Annotated in this window: 4 protein-coding genes; all 4 read right to left on the bottom strand. The window is 71.4% G+C overall.

Going from position 1 to position 17,377, the window contains the following annotated elements:
• Positions 1 to 14: 14 nt before the first annotated feature.
• Genes OHZ10_RS08655 through OHZ10_RS08640 form a run of 4 tightly spaced genes read right to left on the bottom strand, consistent with a single transcriptional unit; the run spans position 15 to position 17,114 of the window.
• Positions 15 to 1,391 carry a lysine N(6)-hydroxylase/L-ornithine N(5)-oxygenase family protein gene (locus OHZ10_RS08655; RefSeq protein WP_059234253.1) on the bottom strand — a complete coding sequence of 459 codons (1,377 nt, stop codon included), beginning with the start codon at positions 1,389 to 1,391 and terminating at the stop codon, positions 15 to 17.
• Positions 1,392 to 1,423: 32 nt separating this feature from the next.
• On the bottom strand, positions 1,424 to 2,455 hold the full coding sequence (locus OHZ10_RS08650; RefSeq protein WP_174991470.1) for a GNAT family N-acetyltransferase: 1,032 nt from the start codon (positions 2,453 to 2,455) through the stop codon (positions 1,424 to 1,426).
• Positions 2,445 to 7,430, bottom strand: a complete 4,986-nt coding sequence (locus OHZ10_RS08645) for an amino acid adenylation domain-containing protein (protein WP_342702075.1) — start codon at positions 7,428 to 7,430, stop codon at positions 2,445 to 2,447. Before OHZ10_RS08645 ends, OHZ10_RS08650 begins: the two co-directional genes overlap by 11 nt.
• 9 nt (positions 7,431 to 7,439) lie before the next feature.
• Positions 7,440 to 17,114, bottom strand: a complete 9,675-nt coding sequence (locus tag OHZ10_RS08640; RefSeq protein WP_342704347.1) for an amino acid adenylation domain-containing protein — start codon at positions 17,112 to 17,114, stop codon at positions 7,440 to 7,442.
• Between the last annotated feature and the right edge of the window lie 263 nt (positions 17,115 to 17,377).

Raw genomic sequence — 17,377 nt, 5'->3', positions numbered from 1 at the left:
CGACCGCGCCTTTGTCAAAGAGCGAAAGCCATCCGGCCCGCGCTCACCCCGTTTTCCTGTCGTTTTTCGTGCGATGCCCGGGTCGCGCCTTCGTCATGGGCGGGCGCGATCCCGTCTTCGAGCGACGCGCAGATTTCGTCCGCGCGGCGCGCCAGTACCGACAGCAGCGTGTCGGACAATCCGTGGCTGTCTTCGCAGCAGCCTTGCAGGTAGATGCGCGGCGCGAAGTGCTCGGGCGTCGCGAGCAGGTAGTCGCGCGTGACGTCGCCGCGCGTGAGCGCATCGCCCAGGTGCGGCGCGAGCCCTTCGAGCAGCGCCGAATGCGTGTCGCGGCGGTAGCCGGTCGCGAGCACGAGCGCATCGAAACGCTCGACGCGCGTGGCGCCGCTCATCCGGTCGCGCAGCGTCAGTTCGATACGGCCGTCGGCCGTGCGCACGGCGGCCTCGATCGCGCTGTTCGCGAGCAGCGCATGACGCGGCGTGCCGTCGATGCGCTGCAGGTACAGCATTTCGTAGATCTGCTCGATCAATGGCCGGTCGACCACCGCGTAGTTGGTGTCGCGATAGCGCTCGAGCAGCGCGCGGCGCGCGTCGTGCGGCTGCGCATAGACGACGTCGGTGAACTCGGGACTGAAGATTTCGTTGACGAACGGACTGTCGTCGGCCGGCTTCAATGCGCCGGCGCGCATCACGAGGCTCGCGTCGACGTGCGGGAAGCGGCGTGCGAGATCGATGAAAACCTCGGCCGCGCTCTGCCCCGCGCCGATCACCGCGACGCGGCGGCGCTCGCCGTCGGGCGATGCGACGAGCCGGTCGATGTCGGTCAGATACGACGACGAATGGATCACGCGGTCGCGGCCGAGCGCGGCGAACGCGTCCGGAATCGCGGGCGTGCCGCCGACGCCGACCGACAGCGCGCGCGTGACGCGCTGGCGCTCGTGGCCGGCCGCGTCGCGCGACAGCACGCGCAGCGCATCGATCTTCGCGCCGTCGCCGCGCACGGGCTCGATCGCCAGCACGGTTTCGCTGTAATGGACGCGCTCGTCGAACGCTTCGGCAACCCAGCTCAGGTAATCGTGGAATTCGACACGGGTCGGATAGAAGTTCTTCAGGTTGACGAATTCGTTCAGCCGGCCACGTTCGAACAGGTAGTTGATGAACGTGTAGCGGCTTTTCGGATCGCGCATCGTGACGAGATCCTTCAGAAACGAAATCTGCATCCGGCAATCGTCGAGCAGCATCCCGCGATGCCAGCCGAATTCCGGCTGGCGCTCGACGAAGCAATGGGCGAACGTGCGCGCGCCGCTGCGCTCCGCGAGGCGCACGGCCAGCGCCAGATTCGACGGCCCGAAGCCGACGCCGATCAGGTCGAATACGGTTTCTCTCTGCATGTCTCAGCTCCCTTGTCGGTGAATCCGGCCCGTCAGACGTGACGGCCGGAGAAGAACGTCTCGCGCAGCGTGCGCATCCACAGCGGCTGCGCGTCGGCCAGCGCCAGACGGCGCTGCCGCGCGAAGCCATGCCGCGCGAGATGGTCGGCAACCCGCGCGTGGCCGGCCGGAACGGCACAGCCGACCGCTTCGGTACGCGGGTCGTCGAGAAACAGGTAATGCACGACGGACGGCAGCCAGCCGGCCACGCAGTGCGGGCCGCGCCAGCGCGATTCGCCGACCAGCATCCGCAGCCCGCGGTCGTAGTCGCGCGCCGCGACGTGCGGCGCGAGCGCGTCTTCCTTCAGCCAGACGGCCTCGAAATACGCGAACGGTTCGCCGTCGAAGCAGCCGACGAGCGGCGTGACGTGCGGATCGGCTTCCGGTGCGCCTGCCGTGCCGCATTGCGCGGGCTGCGCACCCGGCCAGCCGTCGCGCACGCGTGGTTCGTCAAACCAGCGCGCGAGCCGTTCGGCGTCCTCGGCCGGCTGCCAGCCGCGCAGCGTGAAGCGCACGCCGAGCGCCGGCAGGTCGCGCGCGTAGACGTCGCCGCGCGGCGCGGGCGGCCGGCGCGGATGACGCCGGCCGCCGGTGAACGTGTGCAGCGTCGCGCACGGCAGATGCGGGCCGACGAGCCACAGGTCGGCCTGTTGCGCCCAGCCGTCGCGCAGGCAGCGCCCGCCGTCGGCGAGCACACCGCTTGCGCGCAGCGCATCGAGCGCGACCGCGGGCCACGCGGCCGGGTCGAGCCGGATCGCCGCGTGGCGCGCGCTGTCCGAAAACGCCGCGGCCAGCGCGGCCAGCAGCGCACGCCGCTGGTCGGCCGGCGCCGCACGATGGTTGTAGGCGACGAGACGCAGTGCGCCATCGTCGCCGAGTTGTGCGCGCAGCAACTGCGCGCTGATGCCATCGCCCTGCGCGACGCGGATCTCGGCGCCGTCGCGCACGGCGAACAGGCCGTCCGCGAACGCGAGGCGGTACGTATCGAGCATCGTGAATCCGTCCGGACGCACTTCAGCCAGCATGGCGCGCCTCCTGTCCCGTTTCCGCTGGCGCATCGCACCGCGCGCCGAGTGCCGCGAGCGTCGGCGATGCGAACACGTCGGCGATCGTCAGCGCGTGGCCGGCGCGGACCGCCGCGTCGATGAAGCGCACGACGTCGAACGACGTCGCGCCGGCTTCGAACAGGTCCGCGTCCGGCTCGGGGGCGGCCGTCGCAAACGTATCCGACCACAGCGCCGCGAGTGCGGCCGCGGCGTGCGACGGTCGGGCGTGCGCCCGTGCGTCGCCGCTTGCGAGTGCGCCGGACGCAGTGTGCATGGACGCATGCGCATCGGGCGCGCCGAGCGCCGCTTCGGACGCGCCGGCGAAACGCGCGACTTCGTCGTGATAGACATCGACAAGCGCGTCGACGAAACCGCGCTCGAGCAATTCGTCCGCATACGAGAACGCGGCGCTCACGCGGCCGTCCGGATGTTCGACGACGTCCAGTTCGAGCGTGAACACGACGCGATGACGCACGTCGTCGAATCCGGCCAGCGACAGGCCGGCCCAGTCGCGCGCGGCGGCACCGGTCGGACGCAGGTAGTTGAACATCACCTGGAACAGCGGATTGGCCTGTGCGGCCCGCGGCGTACGCAACGCGGCAACGACGTCGGCGAACGGCACGTCGGCGTGCGCATACGCGGCGAGCGCCGTATCGCGTACTTGCGCGAGCACGTCCGCGCGGCGCGCGGCCGGGTCGATCCGCGTACGCACGACGACCGAGTTGATGAAGAGGCCGAGCGCATCGCGGGCCGCATCCCCCGTGAGTTCGCGCGTCGATGCGAGCACGCCGACCGGCTGGTCGGCCGCGCCCGTCGCGCGGAACAGCGCGGTGTTGAGCGCCGCGTGCAGCAGCATCGGCAGCGTGGCGTGCGACGCCGATGCGGCGTCGCGCGCGGCGCGAATCAGCGATGCGTCGAAATCGAACGCGATACGTGCCGCGCGCCATTGCGGCACGGACGGCGCATCGTCGCGCTGCGGCAAGACACGCGACGGCAGATCGGCGAGCGCATCGCGCCAGTACGCGACACGTGCCGGATGGCACGGTGCGGGCAGCACGAGCGGCACGGCCAGTTGAACGGATTCGTCGGCCGGCACGGCGCTGCCCTGCATGCGGGCGACATAGCATGCGCGCACGGCGTCGAGCCACAGCTCGATCGATTCGCCATCCGACACGATGTGATGGATCGTCACCGACAGCACGTGGTCGTCCGCGCCGAGCCGCAGCACGCGGGCGCGCCACAGCGGCGCGTCGGCCGCGAGGTCGAACGGCGCGAGTGCATCCTCGTCGGTCAGCGCGGCCGCGCGGGCAAGCGCATCGGCTTGGGCCGACAGGTCGATCACCGGCAGTTCGACGGCAATGTTCGCGTCGATCCGCTGGCCCGGCAGCGCGCCGTCGCGGGCAACGAGCCGCGCACGCAGCGCCGGATGCACGGCTGCCGTCGCCGAGAACGCGGCGCGCAGCGCATCGACATCGAGCGGGCCGCGCACGCGCAGCGCGACCGGAATGTTGTACGCGGCGCTGTCCGGCTGCGCGCGCCACAGGAACCACAGGCCGAGCTGCGCGGGCGACAGCGGCCACACGCCGTGTGCGTCGGGCTTGGCCACCGCGACACCCGGCGCTGCGGCGCCGGCCTGCGCGGCGCGCGGCGCATCGGCCACCTGCAGCGCGTACTGTGCGAGCACGGGCGCTTCGAACAGCACGCGCACCGGCACGTCGCGGCCCAACCGTTCCGCCACGCGCGTCGCCACGCGTACGGCCGCGAGCGAATGGCCGCCGAGATCGAAGAAGTGATCGCCGCGGCCGACACGCCCGAGATTCAGCACGTCGCACCAGATCGCCGCGAGCGCGGCTTCGTCGCCGTCATGCGGCGCCTCGTATGCGCGTTCGACGCGCACCGGCGCCGGCAGCCGCGCACGGTCGACCTTGCTGTTCGCGTTGCGCGGCAGCGCGTCGAGCACGATCAGTTGCGCGGGCACCATGTAGTCGGGCAGCGTGCGGCGCAGGTGCGCGTCGAGCATCGCCGCTTCGACCGGCTGCACCGCTGCCTGTGCATCGGCGGTCAACTCGACATACGCGACGAGCTGCGCGAGCGCGCCCTGCCCGTGCACGACCGCACAGGCCTCGCGCACCGCATCGTGCGCGGCCAGCTGCGCCTCGATTTCGCCGAGTTCGATGCGCAGCCCGCGCAGCTTCACCTGGTGATCGACGCGGCCGATGAAGTCGAATACGCCGTCCGCACGGCGTCGTACGAGATCGCCGGTGCGGTACAGGCGCGCGCCCGGCGCGCCGTACGGATCGGGCACGAAGCGCTCGGCCGTCAGCGCCGGACGGTCGAGATAGCCGCGCGCGACGCCGATCCCCTCGCCGCCCAGGTACAGCTCGCCGATCACGCCGACCGGCAACGGGTGCAGCCGCTCGTCGAGCACGTGCGCGGTACGCGCGCCGACCAGCGTGCCGATCGGCAGATAGGCGGCGTCGCCGAGCTTCGCCAAATCGTCGCCGGGGCGGAACATCCACAGCGTCGGCGTGATGACCGTCTCGGTCGGGCCGTAGCCGTTGACCACCCGCACGTTCGGCAACGCGCGGCGCAGCATCGCAAATGCTTCGCGCGACGTCGCCTCGCCGCCAACGGTCAACGAACGCAGCGTCGGCGGCGCACCGTGCGCGAGCGCCCATTCGGCAAGCTGGGCGGCGCAGCCGGGCGGCACGTAGGTCATCGTCACGCCGTCGCGGACCATCATTGCGCAGGTCTGCGCGGGCGGCCACAGCACATCGGCCGTCACCGACACGGCGGCGCCCGACATGTATTGCGAGAACCAGCCTTCGTGTGCGCCGTCGAAATTGACCGACTGGAACAGCAGGAACACGTCGTTCTCGCCCGCGCCGTAGCGCTCGGCGATCGCTGCGCAATGCAGCGCGAACGACGCATGGTCGACGATCACGCCCTTCGGCTTGCCGGTCGAGCCCGACGTGTAGATCGCGTAGGCCGCGTGGCCCGGCAGCACGTCCGGCAGCGCGACGTGCGCGGCTTCGTCGAGCGCGTCGACCGCATCGGCACGCCACACGCGCAGCGCCGGCAATTCAGGCAGCGATGCCGCGCTCGCACCGTCGGTCAGCACGTGCGCGATGTTCGCGTCGCCGACGATCTGCGCGAGCCGTTCGCGCGGATGCGCGGGATCGAGCGGCACGAACGCGGCGCCCGACTTCAGCACCGCGATCAGCGCGACCAGCAGGTCGACCGAGCGCTGCAGCGCAACGCCGACGCGCATCTCGGGCCGTACGCCGGCCGCCACCAGATGGCGCGCGAGGCGCGCCGCACGTGCATCGACTTCGCCGCGCGTCAACGCACGATCGATATCGGCGACGCCGCGTGCATCGGGCCGCGCCTGCGCATGCGCGGCGATGCGGGCATGCACGGGAACGAACGGCTCGGCGCCGGTCGCGCCGGCCGGCGCGTTCCATGCAAAGAGCTGCGCCCGCTCGTCCGCGGGCAGCCAGTCGAGATCGCCGACCGGCATGTCGGGGCGTGCAAGCGCATCGGTCAGCAGCGTGACGAAGCGTACGGCCAGCCGTGAAATTGCGTTCGCGTCGAACAGGTCGAGCGCGTAAATGAACGCGGCGGCGAACGTGCCGTCCGGCGTCGCTTCGACGGACAGCGTCAGGTCGAACTTCGCGGACGGCGTGCCGGACGGCAGCAACGCTGCCGCCGCCGCGCCGAGCGCCGGCAGCGCGCGGCGTTCGCCGTACGCGGCCATCACCTGGAACAGCGGATGGTGGCTCGCGCTGCGCGGCACGCCGAGCGCGTCGACCACCTGTTCGAACGGTACGTCCTGGTGCATCTGCGCGTCGACGAGCGCGCGCTGCGTGCGGGCGACCAGCGACGAGAAATCGCCGTGTGCGGGTACGTCGACGTCGATCGCCAGCGTATTGACGAAGAAGCCGATCAGGCCGGCGACTTCCGCGCGCTCGCGGTTCGCGGCCGGCACGCCGACGCAGATCCGCGCATCGCCGGTCGCACGCGCCAGCAACGCATCGAGCGCGGCCAGCAGCACGGCGAACGGCGTGGCGCCCGATGCAGCAGCAAATGCGCGCAGCTGCGCGCCGACGCGTGCGTCGAGCGAAAACACATGGCGCGCGCCGCGCGCACTGCGGCGCGCCGGCCTGGCCGTTGCGCCCGGCAGCGTCAGCACGCCGCGCTGCGGATCGAGCCGGTCGCGCCAGAACGCGAGCTGGCGGTCGCGCTCGCCGGCATCGAGCCAGCGGCGCTGCCACAGCGCGTAGTCGGCGTACTGGATCGGCAGCGGCCCGAGCGGCACCGGCCGGTCGGACGCATACGCGCGATAGAACGCCGCGAGTTCTTCCAGCATCACGCCCGACGACCAGCCGTCCGATACGATGTGATGCACGGTCAGCGCGAGCCAGTGATGCGTCGCGTCGAAGCGCACCAGGTGTGCACGCACGAGCGGCGCCGCCCCGAGATCGAACGGCTCGGCCTCATCGGCCGTCGCGACGGCCTCCGCACGCGCGACGCGCTGCGCGTCCGGCAACGCTTCCAGATCGGTCTCGCGCCACGGGCAGCGCAGCGGTGCGTGGATCGTTTGCGCCACGCCATCCTGCGCTTCGTCGAAGGTGGTGCGCAGCGCTTCGTGGCGTGCGATCAGCGCATCGCACGCGAGCCTCAGCGCATGCACGTCCAGCGCGCCCGTCAGCGCCAGGCGCTCGGTGATGTGATACGCGTCGGGTGCGTCGATCAGCCGTGCATGCAGCCACAGCCGCGTCTGCGCGAACGACGCCGGCACGCGGTCGCTGCGCGGCGTGCGCGGCGGAATCGGCAGCACACGGAAGTCGATGCCGGCCGCACCGAGCTTGTCGATGAAGACCGCGCGCTGCGCGTCGGGCAGTTGCGCGAAACGCGTCGCGAGCGCAAGCCAGTCGGGTTGAGCCTTCGTCATCCGTCGTCCTTATTGGGTTTCCAGTTCGCCGAGCAACGCGTCGATCGCGCTCGCCGCATCGGTCTCGCCGCGCGCCGCGCAGGCCGCGTCGATCGCTTGCGCGCAGCGCGCCAGCGTGCGGGTGTCGAACAGCGTGCGCAGCGGCAGCGCGAGCCCCCAGTGCAGGTTCGCCTGCGCGTGGGCCTGCGTCGCGAGCAGCGAATGGCCGCCGAGCAGGAAGAAATCGCCGTCGCGGCCGATCGTGTCCACATGCAGCACGCGCTGCCAGATTTCCGCGAGCGCGCGCTCGGTGTCGGTCGCGAGCTCGACGGCTTCGGCCGTTTCGCGCACCGGTGCCGGAAGCGCATGGCGGTCGCACTTGCCGTTCGGCGTGACGGGCAACGCGTCCAGCTCGATCAGCTGCGACGGCACCATGTACGCCGGCAGTTGTGCGCGCAGTGCGTCGAGCAGCGCCGCACGGTCGAGCGGGCCCGCGTCGACGCGGGCGACATAGCCGATCAGTTGCTCGTCGCGCACGATCACGACCGCATCGTTCACGCCGGGCGCCGCGCGCAGCAGCGCCTCGATCTCGCCCGGCTCGATCCGCTGGCCGCGCAGCTTCACCTGCGTGTCGACGCGGCCGAGGTAGTCGAGCGCGCCGTCGGCGCGGCGCCGCGCGAGATCGCCCGTGCGGTACATGCGCGCGCCCGGCACGAACGGATCGGGCACGAAGCGCTCGGCGGTCAGCGCCGGACGGCCGAGATAGCCGCGCGCAAGACCCGCGCCCGCGAGATACAGTTCGCCGGTCGCACCGGCCGGCACCGGCTGCCACGCGGCATCGAGCACGTGAAGTTGCAGGTTCGCGATCGGATGGCCGATCGGCACCGCGACCGCATGCGCGTCGTCGGGGCCGCAGGTCCAGTGCGACACGTCGATCGCAGCTTCGGTCGGTCCGTACAGGTTCACGAGCGTCGCGTGCGGCAGCAGCCGCGCCATCTTCGCGACGAGTTCGGGCGCGAGCGCCTCGCCGCTCGCAACGATCAGACGCACGCTGTCGCATTGCGCAGCGGCCGAAAAATCGTCGAGATGCGCGGCGAACGCGGCCAGCATCGACGGCACGAAATGCAGCACCGTCACGCCGTGCGCGTGGATCGCGGCCGCGAGACGCGCCGGATCGCGATGGTCGCCGGGCGCGGCGATCGCGAGCTTTGCGCCGATCGCCAGCGGCCACACGAATTCCCAGACCGACACGTCGAAGCCGAACGGCGTCTTGTGCAGCACGACGTCGTCGCGCGTCAGCCGGTATGCGTGCTGCATCCATGCGATGCGGTTCGCGAGCGCGCCGTGCGAGTTGCCGGCGCCCTTCGGCTTGCCGGTCGAACCGGACGTGTAGATCAGGTACGCGAGCTGCGCGTCGTCGATCGCGGCGGCTGCGTCCGTGGGCGTGCCGTCGGCTTCGCCGGCTTCATCGGCAAGCAGGTCCGCGACCGTCAGCAGCTGCGTGCCGGAGCCTTCGCCCAGCGCGGCCTCGACCTGCTCGCGCAGGTGAGCCTGCGTGATCGCGACGGCCGGCCGCGCGTCGCGCAGCAGGTAGGCAATACGCTCGGCCGGATAGTCGGGATCGACCGGCAGGTACGCGGCGCCTGCCTTCAGCACGCCGACGAGCGCCATCACCATGTCGAACGAACGCTCGACGCACAGCGCGACCGGCGTGTCGGGCTGCACGCCGCGCCGGCGCAAAGCGGCTGCAATGCGCGACGTGCCGGCATCGAGTTCGCGATAGGTCGCGCGATGCACGCCGCCGTGAACGTCCGCGTATTCGAGCGCGATCGCATCGGGCGCTGCCTGCGCCGCATCGGCGAATTGCCGGTGCAGCGGCTGGCGCTGCGACGCCGGCCATTCATGCGCGGTGTTCTGGGCGAGCGCCAGTGCGTCGCGAGTGGCGTCGTCGGCGATCGACAGCGTGCCGAGCAGCGCGTCCGGCGTACGGGCCAGCGCATCGAGCGCGCACGCAAATGCGCGGTGCCAGGTCTCGACCTGACGCGCATCGACGCGTGCGGTGTCGTAGCCGTAGTCGATCGTCAGTTCGGCGCCGCTCTCGATCACGAGCGTCAGCGCAAAATCGGTCGATTCGATGCTGCGTACACCGCTCAATGCCAGCGCACGCGGATCGGCATCGCGCACCGACTCGTCGACCGGGTAGTTCTCGAACACGACCAGCGTATCGAACAGAGCGCCGCCCGCTCCGCGCGCCCAGCGCTGGATGTCGGCGAGCGGCGTGTGCGCATGCTCGGCGGCGGCCGCATTCTCGCGCTGCAGCGTTTGCAGCCAGTCGGCCGCACGATGCTGCGGCGCCGGTGCGGTGATGACCGGCAGCGTGTTGATGAACAGACCGAGCACCGCGTCGACGTCCGCGAGCGCATCGGGACGGCCCGCGACGGTCGCGCCGAATGCAACGGCCGGCTGGTGCGTCATCCGTTGCAGCGCGAGCGCCCATGCACCCTGCACCAGCGTGTTGACGGTCAGCTTCAGCGCGCGCGCCGTCTGCACGACACGCGCCATCGTGTCCGCATCGAGCGTCGCGCGCCACGTGACCATCTCGGCATCGGCGCGATCGGCCGTGCGCTCGGCAATCAGCGTCGGCGCATCCAGGCGCGCGAGACGCTCGGTCCAGAAGCGCTCGTTGGCGCCGCGGTCGCGCGTGCCGAGCCACGCGATGAAGTCGCGATAGCGCAGCGCCGGGCGGGTCGCGAACGGCGACACGGCGTCCGGATCGCGATAGTCGCGCAGCACGTCGGCGAGCAGGCGCGCGGTGCTCCAGCCGTCGAGCAGCACGTGGTGACGCGTCCACACGACGCGCCATGCGTCGTCCGTCACGCGGATCAGCGTCAGCCGCATCAGCGGCGGCTCGCGCCAGTCGAAGCCGCGCGTGCGGTCGGCCGCGAGCCATGCGTCGAAATCGGTGTCGAACGTGGCGCCGCGCTCGCGCCAGTCGAGCTGCTCGACCGGCATCCGGGCATGACGATGCACGCACTGCAGCGGCGCGGCTTCGTCCGGCATCACGCTCGTACGCAGGATGTCGTGACGCGCGACCGACGCGTCGAACGCGGCGGCGAAACGGTCGGCGTCGAGCGCAGTCGCGGTCGCGACGAGCTGGTTCACGTAGCTTGCGTGGCCGGGCGCGAACAGCGCATGGAACAGGATGCCCTGCTGCATCGGCGACAGCGGATACACGTCGTCGATCGCGCGCCAGTCGAGCGGCGTGCGTTCGATCGCGGCCTGCGTGAGGCCGGCGGCCTGCGCGAGCGGGAAATCGCCCGGCGTCGCACCGGCACCGCGATGTGCAATGCGCGACGCGCACGCTTCGACGAGTTCGCGCAGCGCCGACGCGAAGCGTTCGGCGAACGCGTCGATCGTCGCGCGCTCGAATTGCGGCGCGCCGTAGACCCAGTGCACCTTCAGCGTACGTGCGCCGTCGCGATCCGTATCGAGGTACGCGTGGATCGCGAGCGCATTGCCGAGCGGGCCTTGCGGATCGCGCTCGACGCCGGTGCCGCCGAAACGCGGCACGAGCGTTGCATCGCGCGGCGCGTCGAACTGGCCGAGGTAGTTGAACGTGACGCGCGGGCGCGGCACGGCGGCCAGCGCCGCACGCGTCGTCGCATCGCCGTAGTGTGCGAGCACGCCGAAACCGAGCCCCTTGTGCGGCACCGCGCGCAGCGTGTCCTTGACGGCGCACAGCGTGTCGCGTGCGGTCGCGGCGACCGGCAGCATCACCGGGTAATGGCTCGTCAGCCAGCCGATCGTCCGGCTCGCATCTGCGTCGTCGAACAGTGCTTCGCGGCCATGTCCCTCCAGCTCGACGCGGCACGATGCGGCGCCACGAGCGCCGGCGATTGCCAGCGCAAGCGCCGCGCCCAGCAATTCGATCGTCTGCGTGCGGTAGGCGGCATGCGCGTCGGTCAGCGCGGCGCGGGTCAATGCCGCATCGAGCGTCTGCACGACGACGGCTGCATCGGCGTTCGTCGCCGCTGCGTCGGGATGATCGGGTACGAGATCGTCGCCCTGCGCCATGCCGGCCCAGTACGCGGCTTCGCCCGCGAACGGCGATGCCGGTTCCGTCGCGGCGCGCGCGAGCCGCGCGGCCCAGGCGTCCGCGCGCAGGCCCGGTTGCGACAGGCGGACCGGCGTGCGTTCGCATGCGGCGCGGTAGGCCGAGTCCAGGTCGTCGAGCAGGATGCGCCACGACACGCCGTCGACGATCGCATGATGAATCGCGAGATACAGCTGCGTCGAGCCGTCCGGCAGCCGTGCCGCACACGCGCAGGCGAGCGGCCCGCGGCCGAGGTCGAGACGGCGCTGCAGCGCGTCGAAGCGTGCGAGCGCGTCGGCTTCATCGCGTGCGGCGACTTCGACGAACGGCAGCGCATCGTACGCGTTCGCGGCATCGCTCGCGTGCCACGTGCCGTCCGCGCGGCGCGCGAAACGCTGGCGGAATACGTCGTGATGCGTCAGCAGCGCGTCGAATGCGCGCGCGAATGCGTCGGCGTCGAACGAACCGCGCACGTCGAACGCAACCGACTGGTTCCAGTGGCCCGGGTGCGGAACATCGAGCGCGAAGAAGCGTTGCTGTGCGGGCGTCAGGATCGACGCGGCAGCCGGCGTTGCCGCTGCGGGTGCGACCGCGTTCGCAGGCTGAGCGGCAGCGGCCGTGTCGTCCGTCTTCGCGATGCGGGCCAGTTCCGCGACCGTCGGGCCGTCGAACAGTTGCTTCGGCGTGAAGCGCACGCCGCGCTTGCGCGCACGGGCGATCACCTGCAACACGAGGATCGAATCGCCGCCAAGTTCGAAGAAGTTGTCGCCACGGCCGACGTGCGGCGCCTTCAGCACGGCCTGCCAGACTTCGGCGAGCACCGTTTCGACCGCGCCTTGCGGTGCATCGCCGGACGCGACCGCAACCGGCGCGGCCGCGACTTCACGCAACGCCGCGCGATCGATCTTGCCATTCGCCGTCACCGGCAGGCGCGCGAGTGCGACGAACTGCGCGGGCACCATGTAATCGGGCAGCTTCGCGGCCAGCGCCGTACGCACGGCGGCTTCGTCGAACGCCGCGCCATCGCGCATCACGACGAACGTCGCGAGCCGCAAGCGGCCGTCGTGTTCGATTGCAAGCGTCTCGGCCTGCGCGATCGGGCCGGCCGCGCGCACCGCCGCACTCACCTCGCCGGGTTCGACACGGTAGCCGCGGATCTTCACCTGGTCGTCGATGCGGCCAAGGAATGCGAGGCGGCCATCGGCGCGCAACCGCACGCGGTCGCCCGTGCGATACAGCCGCGCACCTGGCGTGAACGGATCGGGCACGAAGCGCTCGGCGGTTTGCGCCGGGCGGCCGAGGTAGCCGCGCGCGACACCCGGCCCGCCCAGATACAGCTCGCCCGTCGCGCCGGCCGGCACGCAGGCGCCGAACGCGTCGAGCACGAGCGCGCGCGCATTGGGCAACGGCTGGCCGAGCGGCACGCCGCTCGCGGGATCGCGTGCATCGGCGGCAATCGATGCCGTGTCGCAGGCGATCGCGCCGACCGTCGCTTCGGTCGGCCCGTAGTGGTTGATCACGCGGCAAGCCGGCGCGAGCGCGGCCAGGCGCGCGACGAGCGCCCACGTGAGCGTTTCGCCGCCCGTCACCAGCGCATGGCGCGGCAGCACGTCGGCCGGCACGCACGCGTCGAGCAGCGCCTGCAGGTGACTCGGCACGATCTTCAGCACGCCAACTTCACGGCGGCGCATTTCGCCGGCGAACAGGTCCGGATCGAACGCGCAGGCAGCCGGCAACAGGTGCAGCGTGCGGCCCGCGCACAGCGCGCCGAACAGCGTCGTATGGCCGAGGTCGGCCGCGACGGTCGACACCATCGCGAACGATGCGTCGGGGGCGAACGCGAGTTCGTCGAGCATCCCCTGCACGTAGTCGGCCAGTGCGCCGTGCGACACGACGACGCCCTTCGGCGTGCCGGTCGAGCCCGACGTATAGATCAGGTACGCGCCCTGTTCCGGGTGCGGCGCGACGCGTACGCCGCCCGCATGGGCGAGCGTCGCATCCTGCGCGAGCGTGTCGACGTCGAGCGGCTGCGTGTCGATGCCGGCCGGCCACGCGGCCGTGTCCGCGACGAGCGCCCAGCGTGCGCCGCAATCGGTTGCCGCCGCGGCAAGCCGTGCGGCCGGTTGCGCCGGATCGAGCAGCACGGCGAGCGCGCCGGCCTTCAGCGCGCCGAGCAGGCCGACGACGAAACGCGCCGATCGTTCGATGCAGACGATCACGGACGCTTCTGCGGTCACGCCACGCTGCGTCAGTGCGCGGGCGATGCGGTTCGATGCGTCGTCGAGTTCGGCGAACGTCAGCGATGCCGATGCGTCGGCAAGCGCCACACGATGCGGATAGGCGGCCGCCTGCCGCGCGAACGCGGCAACGATGTCGGCGTGCTCGACGCGCAGCGCACGACCGTCGCGCGGCTGGCGCGAAGCAGCCGATGCATCGCACGGCAGCGCGGCCGTCGTGTGCTGCGGATCGTGCGCAGCCGCGCCGACGAGGGTCGCATAGCTGTCGAGCCACGCGCGCGCCGTCTCGGCGTCGATGCAGTCGGTCGCATAGGCTGCGACGAGTTCGATGCCGTTCGCGTCGTCGGTGAAATCCAGCGCGAAGTCGAAGCGCGCGGCGAGATCCGGCCCCGGCGTCGCGACCGCCGTGGCACCCGGCAGCACGCTGTCGTGCCGTGCGTCGAACTGCTGCGCGAACTTCACGCGCAGCCATTCGTCGCCACGCTTGACCGGCGGCTTCACCGCATCGACGACGCGCTCGAACGGCACGTCCTGGTGTGCGACCGCGTCGAGCGCCGCCGTGCGCGCCGCATCGACGAGCGCGCGGAACGGCTGCGTCGGCGCCACGCGCACGCGCAGCGCGACGGTATTCAGGAAGAGGCCCAGCAGCGCGCGCGTTTCGGGGCGCTGGCGATGCGCGACCGGCACCGCGACGACGACATCCGTTGCGCCGGTCAGGCGCGACAGCCACGCGTCGAGCGCGGCCAGCAGCACCGTGAAGACGGTGGCCTGCGCATCGCGCGCGAGTTGCCGCACGTCGGCCGCGGCCGCATCGGGCAGGCGCACCGACACGCGCGCGCCTTGCAGCGTGCGCACGGCGCCCGGCTGACGGTCGACCGGCAGCGCGAGCGGGCCCGGCACGTCGCGCAATGCGCCACGCCAGTAGTCGAGCTGGCGCTCGCCCTCGCCGCCGGCCAGCATGTCGCGCTGCCAGTCCGCATAGTCGGCGTACTGGATCGGCAGTTCAGGCAGCGACGGTTTGTGCCCTTCGGCATATGCGCGGTACGCCCCCGACAGTTCGTCGAACGCGCAGCGCGAGCTCCAGCCGTCGGTGATCGCGTGATGCGCGGTCAGCAGCAGGCGGTGGCGATCGCCGGCGAGCGCAACGAGCGTCGCGCGCAGCAGCGGGCCGCGTGCGAGGTCGAACGGTTCGGCCGCGTCGCGCTCGGCGAGACGCGCGGCTTGCGCATCGCGCGCGGCCGGCGGCTGGTCGCGCAGGTCGACATCGGCGATCGACACCGGCAGGTGCGCATGAATCCGCTGCATCACGACGCCGTCGTCGTTGTCGACGAGCGTCGTGCGCCATGCCTCATGACGCTCGATCACGTGATCGAGCGCGCGCTGCAGCGCGTCGCGGTCGAGCGCGCCATCGATCGTCCAGTGCGCGGCGATGTGATACGCGGCACTCGCATCACGCGTTTGCGCGAGTACCCAGAAGCGTTGTTGTGCGAGCGAGGCCGCGCGATCGACGTGCGGTGCGCCCGATGCAGCGGCGTCGGCCGGCGTGCGGCGCGCGCCGATGGCGGCCAGCGGTTCGCCGGTCTCGCGCTCCGCACGATCGACCTGCTCAGCCAGTTCGGCGAGCGCCGGATCGGCAAACAGCGTGTCGAGTCGCAGATTCACGCGCACGGCCGCACGGATCGCGGCCTGCAGTTGCATCGCGGCGAGCGAGTCGGCACCCAGCGCGAAGAAGCGGTCGTCGCGCGACGGCACGACATCGAGGCCCAGCAGCGTCTGCCAGAGGCCGGCGATCTGCTGTTCGGTCGGCGAGCGCGGCGCATCGCCGGTACCTTGCGTCGTGTCGCGCGCCGCGGCAATCCGCTCGCGCAGTGCTGCACGGTCGATTTTGCCGTTCAACGTATACGGCAGCGCGTCGCCACGCACGAACCGGTGCGGCTGCCACGCGGCCGGCAATTGCGCGGCCACGTGCGCTTTCAACGCCTCGTCGTCAGCCGCCGCGCGCAGCACGACGCACGCGATCAGCCGCGTCGGCCCGCTGCCAGTTTCGGCGACCACGGCCGCGTCGGCCACGGCGGGATGCGAGCGCAGGCACGCGGCGATTTCCGCCGGTTCCACGCGCACGCCGCGCACCTGGACCTGATCGTCGAGGCGGCCGAGATAGTCGAATGCGCCGTCGTCGCGCAGTCGTGCGAGATCGCCGGTGCAGTAGACGCGCGCGCCCGGCTCACCGTCCGCATCGGGAATGAAGCGTTCGGCCGTCAAGGCCGGGCGGCCGTGATAACCGCGTGCAACACAGACGCCGCCGAGCAGCAGCTCGCCCACGCCGTCGTGCCGGGCGCCGTCGATACGCGCGACGCGCGGGCCGATCACGCGGCCGATCGGCAGCGACGCATACGCATCGTCGGCGGCCAGCACGGGCGTCTCGCCCGGCTCGACCGGCCACAGCATCGGCGAGATCACGGCCTCGGTCGGCCCGTAACCGTTGATCAGCCGTACCGACGGGAACGTGCCGCGCACGAATTCGAATGCCTGCTGCGGCAGCGCTTCACCGCCGAACGCGAGCACGCGCAGCGCCGGCGGCACGCCTTCGCGCGCGGCGACGGCTGCGAATTCGCGCAGGTAGGCAGGCGGGAACGCGGCGACGTTGACCGACTCGCGCACCAGCAGCGCATGCGCGGCGTCCGGCGCGAACGGTTGCGGCGGCGCCACGACGATGCTTGCGCCGATCGCGAGCGGTGCGAGCCAGCATTCGTGCGCGGCGTCGAAGTTGACCGACGCGAAATGCAGCAGACGGTCGCCGGCCTCGATCGGCAGCGCGGCCGCAAGCGCGTCGCAATGCGCGGCGAGCGGCCCGTGCTCGACGACCACCGCCTTCGGCGTGCCGGTCGAGCCCGATGTATAGATCATGTAGGCGGCCGAACGCGGGTGAACCGGCACTTCTTCGTCGTCGGCGACGAGACCCGGCTCGCCGGTTGCTTCCGCGGCCGGATCAAACGCCTGTTCGAACGGCGTGCCGAGCGCTGCACGGCCGGCCGCGTCGACGATGCCGTGCCGCAGTTGCGCATCCTGCACGATCCAGTCGAGGCGCGCGGCGGGATGGCGCGGATCGAGCGGCACGAACACGCCGCCCGCCTTCAATACGGCCAGCAGCGCGACGAACAGTTCGCACGAACGCTCGACACACACGCCGACCCGCACTTCCGCGCCGACACCTGCCGCGCGCAGTTGCCGGGCCAGGTGCGACGCCCGTGCGTCGAGCGCGCCGCGCGACAGGCGCAGGTCATGCTGGAAAGGGACCGCGATGGCGGGTGCGTCGGGCGCGATGCGCGCCAGTTCGCGGATTCGGTGATGCAGCGCAGTCGGGAAACTCGTCATGTGCGTGAAGTCCTTCGGTCCGGCCGCTTCGGCCAAGTCTCGGGGCCGCTTGGGGCGGCTTCACTGGTGTGACGAACGGCGCGGCCGATTTTTTACCGTTTTGCGCTCAAAGTGCTTGCGGCCGCTTTTTTTGACGGCGTTGCTAAATATTTGCGCGGCCCGTTCGTCTATCAGGGAGGAAAGCCGGAACGGGGCACCGCCTCGCCCGCCGCTTTCGCGTCAGATTTGCCGTTTCCGCGTTTTTGCCTGCCTTCCCTTTACCG

This window comes from Burkholderia arboris, assembly GCF_038723655.1.
GTDB classification, from domain to species: Bacteria; Pseudomonadota; Gammaproteobacteria; order Burkholderiales; family Burkholderiaceae; genus Burkholderia; species Burkholderia arboris.
The sequence above is the reverse complement of the archived record's forward strand: the minus strand, read 5'-3'. Positions and strand labels throughout refer to the sequence as shown.